The 6,784-nt window shown below is 62.7% G+C and carries 8 protein-coding genes; 3 read left to right on the forward strand and 5 right to left on the reverse strand.

Annotated features, from left to right (window positions below):
• Nucleotides 1–14: 14 nt before the first annotated feature.
• From CH268_RS16655 to CH268_RS27940, 4 genes are all read right to left on the reverse strand, one after another.
• Nucleotides 15–1,652 carry a cation:proton antiporter family protein gene (locus CH268_RS16655; protein ID WP_094665156.1) on the reverse strand — a complete coding sequence of 546 codons (1,638 nt, stop codon included), beginning with the start codon at nt 1,650–1,652 and terminating at the stop codon, nt 15–17.
• A 203-nt stretch (nt 1,653–1,855) separates the two neighbouring features.
• Entirely contained in the window at nt 1,856–2,311 is a 456-nt protein-coding gene (locus CH268_RS16660) for a tellurite resistance TerB family protein (protein ID WP_027497122.1), read from the reverse strand.
• A gap of 142 nt (nt 2,312–2,453) precedes the next feature.
• Nucleotides 2,454–2,786, reverse strand: coding sequence for a hypothetical protein (locus CH268_RS16665; protein WP_027497121.1), 333 nt, complete (start codon nt 2,784–2,786; stop codon nt 2,454–2,456).
• A gap of 6 nt (nt 2,787–2,792) precedes the next feature.
• Nucleotides 2,793–2,933 (reverse strand): hypothetical protein, encoded by a 141-nt coding sequence (locus CH268_RS27940; RefSeq protein WP_155288453.1) that lies wholly within the window; start codon nt 2,931–2,933, stop codon nt 2,793–2,795.
• Nucleotides 2,934–2,963: 30 nt separating this feature from the next.
• Here CH268_RS27940 and CH268_RS16670 point away from each other — a divergent pair, with 30 nt between their 5' ends.
• From CH268_RS16670 to pabB, 3 genes are all read left to right on the forward strand, one after another.
• Nucleotides 2,964–3,302: an RNA polymerase-binding protein RbpA gene (locus CH268_RS16670; RefSeq protein WP_027497120.1), complete on the forward strand. Its 339-nt coding sequence runs from the start codon at nt 2,964–2,966 to the stop codon at nt 3,300–3,302.
• Between the two features lie 275 nt (nt 3,303–3,577).
• Complete coding sequence (locus tag CH268_RS16675) at nt 3,578–3,973, forward strand: chorismate mutase family protein (RefSeq protein WP_094622167.1); 396 nt, start codon at nt 3,578–3,580, stop codon at nt 3,971–3,973.
• A 10-nt stretch (nt 3,974–3,983) separates the two neighbouring features.
• Nucleotides 3,984–6,059 carry an aminodeoxychorismate synthase component I gene (gene pabB, locus CH268_RS16680; RefSeq protein ID WP_094665158.1) on the forward strand — a complete coding sequence of 692 codons (2,076 nt, stop codon included), beginning with the start codon at nt 3,984–3,986 and terminating at the stop codon, nt 6,057–6,059.
• A gap of 54 nt (nt 6,060–6,113) precedes the next feature.
• Here pabB and CH268_RS16685 read toward each other — a convergent pair whose 3' ends face one another.
• Entirely contained in the window at nt 6,114–6,710 is a 597-nt protein-coding gene (locus CH268_RS16685; protein ID WP_032365824.1) for a hypothetical protein, read from the reverse strand.
• Nucleotides 6,711–6,784 lie beyond the last annotated feature (74 nt).

Here is a 6,784-nt window from a genome sequence, read left to right on the forward strand (position 1 = left end):
CTCGCACCGCCGACCTATCCGGTGTTGTCCGGTGTACGCGGCACGTCGGTCTCGGAGTCGGTGCGATCATCGATGTATTCCGGGGTCGAATGCCCCACTTGGTCGGCCAGTTCCAATCCCGCGCCGGCGTAGACGTTGAAGGCGATATCGACGCCCTGGTCTTTTGCCCACTGCACCTCGTCGTCGTACCGTGCGACCGCCGCCACTGTTCCGCCGAAGCCGGACTCTCGCAGACACGCCAGTGCAGTGACGTTCGCACCGTGCCGCGGCATGGCGAGCACCGCGATCCGGACGGAATCCGATCTGCGTAGTCGGTGCCAGAAGTCGAGGTCGGTGGCATCCCCCTCGATGACACGCAGTCCCTGCTCGGCCAGTCGACGGATGCGCGGGCCGTCGTAGTCGACTCCGACGACGTCCAATCGGTAGTGCTCGTTCAGTCGCTGGTAGGCCGCGAACCCCACACGCCCCATGCCGATGACGACGACTTCGGCGTCGCCGGCATCACCGGGGCGTTCCTCGGGGTGAAGGCGTTGCTCGTCCTGGAGGGGCAGCCGGCTCGCCATCTTCTCGACCATCAGGTGGCCGCGGCCGTTGACAAGGGCGGACACGACGAAACTCAGAGCCACCGCGATCGACATCTCGACCAGCCACGTGGGTTCCAGCAGCCCGGTCGTCACTCCGACGGAGACGACGATCAGACCGAACTCCGAGTAGTTCATCAGACTCAGTCCTGCGAGCAGGGCCGTTCGATACCGGAGTTTCATCGCGGCGAACAGCGCTACGTAGAGCACGGATTTGAGCGGCAGAACGAGCATCATCAGCAGGGCGACAACGAGACTGGGCACATCGGGTAGTCCGGACAGGCCTATCGAGACGAAGAAACCCACCAACAGAAGTTCCTTGAGGTGGAACAGAGACCGTGCGAGTTCGGACGACGCGGAATGCGAAGCCAACAGGACACCGATGATCAAGGCACCGAGGTCACCTTTGAGGCCCAGCGTGGAGAACAGTGCGTACCCCGGAACCAGAGCCATCACGATGCCGAACAACGACTGCATCTCGCCGTGCCCCAGCCCGCTCCAGATTCTCCGAAGAATTCGCGTGAGCGGCCACAGCAGGACGAGGGTGAAGGCCCATGGGCTGGGCAGAGTGCCGCTGGTGACCGTCAGGAAGACGACGGCGACGATGTCCTGCATGACGAGGACGCCGATGGCGACGCGGCCGTAGAGCGCATGCGACTCCCCCCGCTCCTCGAGTACCTTGACGACGAACACGGTGCTCGAGAACGACATGGCGAAGGCCAGGAGTGCGATGGTCGTGAGGCTTTGCCCGGACAGCATGGCCAGGCCGGCCACGGCGGCCAACCACAACACCGTGGTTCCGAGCACGACGCTGATCGCGAGATGGACCGACGTGGTGAGCCAGACCTCGCGGCGCAACAGAATGCGGAGATCGAGCTTGAGGCCGATGGCGAACAACAGCAGCGTCACCCCCAAGTCGGCGAGCAGGTCCAGCTGCGGCACCTCACCGACATCGAGAGCATTGATGACGAACCCAGCCGCCAGAAAGCCGACCAATGGAGGAAGTCGCACCGCCATCGCGAGTCCGCCGAGGCCGAATGCGATGACGAGATAAATCGCGGCAACAGTCATGCTCGGTCTCCTCGGTCACGGGTCGATCGGTCCGCTGCCGCGTCGACGACGTCTTTGCACCCAGCCGGAACGAGCAAAGTAACCCGCGGAGTAGGAAATTGCAGGACAGATGGAATCCAGGGACGGCGACGGCGACCGACGACGTCGAAGCGTCGTCGGTCGCCGCAGACCTCATCCGGTCTCGATGCCCACGTCGGAGCGGGTCAGAGCTCGAACTCGGCCGGGTCGATTCCCACTGCGAAGCATGCGTTGCGAACGGCGGCCTTTTCGTGGTCGTCGAAATGCCCGTCGGCACCGCCGATGATGATGCCGATCTGGATGACGGCACGGGCCTGGTCCGGCTTGGACTTCAACTTGCCGATCGTCGCGGTGGCCTCGACCTTTCCGAAGTCGAAGTCACCCTGCAGCTTGTCGCAGTACCAGTCGAACTTCTGGCGGAGCTCATCGGACTCGAAGACGCGGAGAGCTTCGTTTCCGGCGATCAGCGCTGCCGTCTTCTGCCGCTCGGCCGGATCGATCGTGCCGTCCGCGGCGGCGATGAGAGCGCACATCGCCATGCTGCCGTTGGCGAACTCCTTGTTCTTGAACTGGCTGGTCTTGGTCTGCAGCTGCCCGTTCAATTCCTGTGCTTTGGACTTGAGTTGATCCCAGAACGCCATGGAGCTCCTCTGTGTGTCTTTGCGTCCGCGCAAGACGCGCGTGCGTCGCCCATTGTCCACGGACTCGGTGAACAACGACGGGAGCGATGTCGTCGACCGTCGCGCCGCACGAAGAACGACCAGCGAGGAGCCCAGAAAATACTCAGCGCAGCCGCTCGGCATCGTGTGCTTTCGCCACGAGCTCGATACACAGGCGCTGCAGTTCGTCGGCGGCGGCACCTTCTGCCACTGCGGTGCTGACATCCTCGGCCGCGCAGCGCAGTTCGAATGCGCGATCTGCAACGGCCGATGCTTCTTCGGCGGTCAGCACGACGGCGTCGACGGGAATGGACGTCCCCTTGACGGCACTGCGCTGCTCGTACGCACGTTGTCTGCACGATTGTCGGCAGTACCGTCGTTTGCGGCCGGTGCCGACATCGTCGATGGGACGTCCGCACCACTCGCACGTCTGGTTGCGACGGGTTTTCACGGACATGGTCGCTCAGCCTACTTTGCCGGCGAGGTAAGATGCCTTGATCTGCGCGGGCGAGCCGGGAACGAACGGACGCTCGACGACGTTGTAGATCAGTGGGTGGACGACGAAGCTCGGCCGCGCCGAAACCGGCCGGTGGAATCGGCGCACATACCTACTATCGATGGAGAGGACTTCACTATGGCAGATCGTGTACTTCGAGGTAGTCGACTGGGAGCCGTCAGCTACGAGACCGATCGTGATCACGATTTGGCACCCCGCCGCGTGGCTCGCTATCGCTGCGACAACGGTGAGGAATTCGACGTCCCGTTCGCCGACGACGCCGAGATTCCCGGTACGTGGGCGTGCCGTAACGGACTCGAGGGTTCTCTGATCGAGGGCACCGCGCCCGAGGCGAAGAAGGTCAAGCCTCCCCGTACCCACTGGGACATGCTCCTCGAGCGCCGTTCGGTGGATGAACTGGAAGAGTTGCTGAAGGAGCGCCTCGATCTACTGAAGGTCAAGCGACGCGGAGCCTGATCCCCTGAGCGATGCACCGCCCGATTGGAAACAATCCGGCGGTGCATTTTTTCGATGGGTTGGAAACTCGGAGATTTTTTTCGGGTGACTTGTGTGATTATTGTCGTTCAGCGTCCGTTTTCTTCGAGTTTGAGTGGCGCGAAAACGGCTCGGGATGACACCATCGAACATCGCATGTAGTCGGTTACCGAGTCTGTGATGATCGCGGTAACAAATGTCGGCTGCGACCGATAATCATCAGCACCGTAGTCGTCGAAAACAGGGGGCATCAACTCGTGAGCCAGGGTTCCGATCAGTGTCTGCACGACGATCCGCGGACGGCGGCGTCCGACTCGGAATCGGACGGACGCGTTGCGGTCGGCGAACAGAAGTTGGCGGAATTGCGCCGCGAATTGGACGGTATCGACGAGGTCTTGCGCGCAGCCGTACGCGACCGAATCGATGTGTGTGTACGGGTGGCCCACGTCAAACGCGAATTCGGTATTCCCATGATGCAGCCGGGCCGGGTGGGCGTGGTGACCGAACGGGCTCGTGAGTTCGCGTCCGCGAACGGATTGTCGCCCGACTTTCTCGAAGAGTTGTACAAGTCGATGATTGCCGAGGCGTGTCGCGTCGAGGATCTCATCATCGATTCTCCGGGGCCAGAATCTGGCCTCGAGGGCGAACGATAGAGGTACGTCGATGACGATCAGAACCCTCCTGGTGGACAATTACGACTCGTTCACCTACAACCTGTACAGCCTCCTCGCCGAGGTCAACGGCCGGCCACCCACCGTGGTCAAGAACGACGTCGCGTGGTCTTCCCTCGACTTCGCCGCGTTCGACAACGTCGTCATCTCGCCCGGTCCCGGCCGCCCGGACGTCGAGCAGGACTTCGGTATCAGTGGTCGAGTGATAAGCGAATCCGGTCTCCCGATTCTGGGTGTCTGCCTCGGTCATCAGGGGATGTGCCACCTCTTCGGCGGTGAGGTCGATCTGGCCCCCGCACCGATGCACGGCCGCATCACCGACATCACGCACACCGGGGTTGATCTGTTCGAGGGGATTCCTTCGCCGTATTCCGTGGTGCGCTACCACTCTCTGGTCGTCACCCGGACTCCCGCCGACTTCGAGGAAGTCGCCTGGACCCCGGACGGTCTGGTGATGGCGGTTCGTCATCACAGCAAGCCGTTGTGGGGAGTGCAGTTCCACCCCGAGTCGATCAGCACCGAATACGGGCGTGAGCTGCTGGCGAATTTCCGCGATCTGACGCTAGCGCGGTCGAGCGCAGCGAACGCAGCGGGGACCCACGATTCGATGTTCACCATCGAAACCCGCACTATCGAAAGCGATTTCGACTCCGAGCGCGTGTTCCAGACGCTGTTCGCGCACGACACCAAGAGTTTCTGGCTGGACGGAAGCGCCGCACTCGAGCCCGAGTGCCGATTCACCGTCATGGGCGATTGCTCCGGGCCGCACGCCGAATACGTGACGTACTCGGTAGCCGAAACGATGGTGACCGTCGAGGGCTCCGACGGCACGAGAGAACACATCCACTCGACGTTTTTCGACTATATCGACGCCCAACTACGTCGCCGAGCTACTCCCCCGCGGCACGATCTTCCCTTTGCATTCGGACTGGGCTACGTCGGCTACCTCGGGTACGAACTCAAGGCCGATACGGGCGGGCAGCTGGTGCACACCTCGGCGACCCCCGACGCCTCGATGGTGTTCTCCGATCGGGCGTTGGTGTTCGACCACGAGGCCGGCACCCTGTACTTGATGGGGTTGGCCGATACCCCCGGGGATCCGGTCCTCGCGCAGTGGTTCGACTCGGTCACCGCAACGCTGAGTGGACTGTCCGAGAAGGCGCAGACCGTGAGCGCGCCCAGTGGGATACCTGCGTCCGGTGCTCCGTTGCTCGGCGCAGAGCTGTCCCTCGAGCCACGGCTGAGGCACGATCGCACGCATTACCTCGACCTCATCTCTCAGTGCCTCGCCGAAATCCGTTCCGGTGAAACCTACGAGGTCTGCCTGACGAACACTGCCACCGTGGCCGGTTCCATCGACCCCGCGGCGACCTACTCCTACATGCGGGAAATCAATCCCACCCCGTACAGTGCCTTCTTGAATTTTCCCGACGTCTCGGTCCTGAGCGCCTCCCCCGAGCGATTCCTGCGTATCGACGCCGACCGCATCGTGGAGTCCAAGCCCATCAAGGGAACTCGGCCGCGCGGGGCCACCCCCGAAGAGGACAACGCACTCAAGGCCGACCTCGTCGCGAACGAGAAGGACAAGGCCGAGAATCTGATGATCGTCGATTTGGTGCGTAACGACCTGGCTCAGGTGTGCGTTCCTGGTTCGGTACACGTGCCGAAGCTGTTCGACGTCGAAACCTATGCTCCCGTGCACCAATTGGTCTCCACGGTTCGTGGCCGGCTGCGTGACGACGCGTCGGCTGCCGACTGCATCAGAGCGGCGTTCCCCGGCGGCTCGATGACCGGCGCTCCGAAGATTCGCACGATGGCAATCATCGACAAGCTCGAAGATGGGCCGCGCGGAGTGTATTCCGGTGCCATCGGCTACTTCTCGATCACGGGTACGGCAGATTTCTCGATCGTCATTCGCACGATCGTGGCGACCGAGCACGAGGTCACGTACGGCGTTGGAGGCGCGATCGTCGCGCTCTCGGACCCCGACGAGGAGTTCGAGGAGACGATGGTCAAAGCGGTGTCGATGCGTCGAGCCCTCACGGGCCGGACAGCGAACAGCGGGTAGAGCGCACGCGCTCTACCCGCTGTTCCACATCCCTCGGCCAGTGGCCGTCGTGCTCTACGCAGTGGTGAAGTACTCGAACACCGCAGGCTGAGCTTCGGGGTTGGCGTTGTTGATTCCGATGACCGTGCCGGCGACCGTACCGATCACGGTTCCGATGATGCAGCCCGAGATGAAGTTCGGGAAGATCGAGACGCAGCCGATGGCGAAGCCGAGGCCTGCACCGATGGCCGTGCCGACGCCGCCGCCGTTGTTCCAACCGATGGCGAGCTGGTTGACCATGTTGTCGAAGGCCTGCTGCTTGGTCTTCGCGCCGGCGACCTCAGCGACAGGAACGGTCTGCGGGGTGAGAGTGAGTTCCCGACCTTCCGCACCGATCAGGGGCGCAATGGAGTAGACGGTTCCATTGATGGAGTACTCCAGCGGGATCGACGCGACCGTGGAGCCGGCCTGGTCGACGATCGACACCGTCTCGCTCGTCGCATCGACGCGGAAGAGACCGGCGTCGAGGATGGTCTTGACGGTCCCATCCGGGTTGACCGACGTCTGGTAGTTCATCGACTCCGACGTCGGATCCGCGACGGCCTGGCCTGCGCCGGTGGCTACGGCTGCGGTCAACGCCACCGCGACCGTTGCTGTTCTGATCAGTTTCACTGTGTCCCCTGGTAGTAGTGATTCCCATTCGACCACTCGAGTATCGAAAGCCGATGGTATTCGAGCGAGTGCTC

The organism is Rhodococcus sp. 06-1460-1B, from assembly GCF_002258475.1.
GTDB lineage: Bacteria > Actinomycetota > Actinomycetes > Mycobacteriales > Mycobacteriaceae > Rhodococcoides > Rhodococcoides fascians.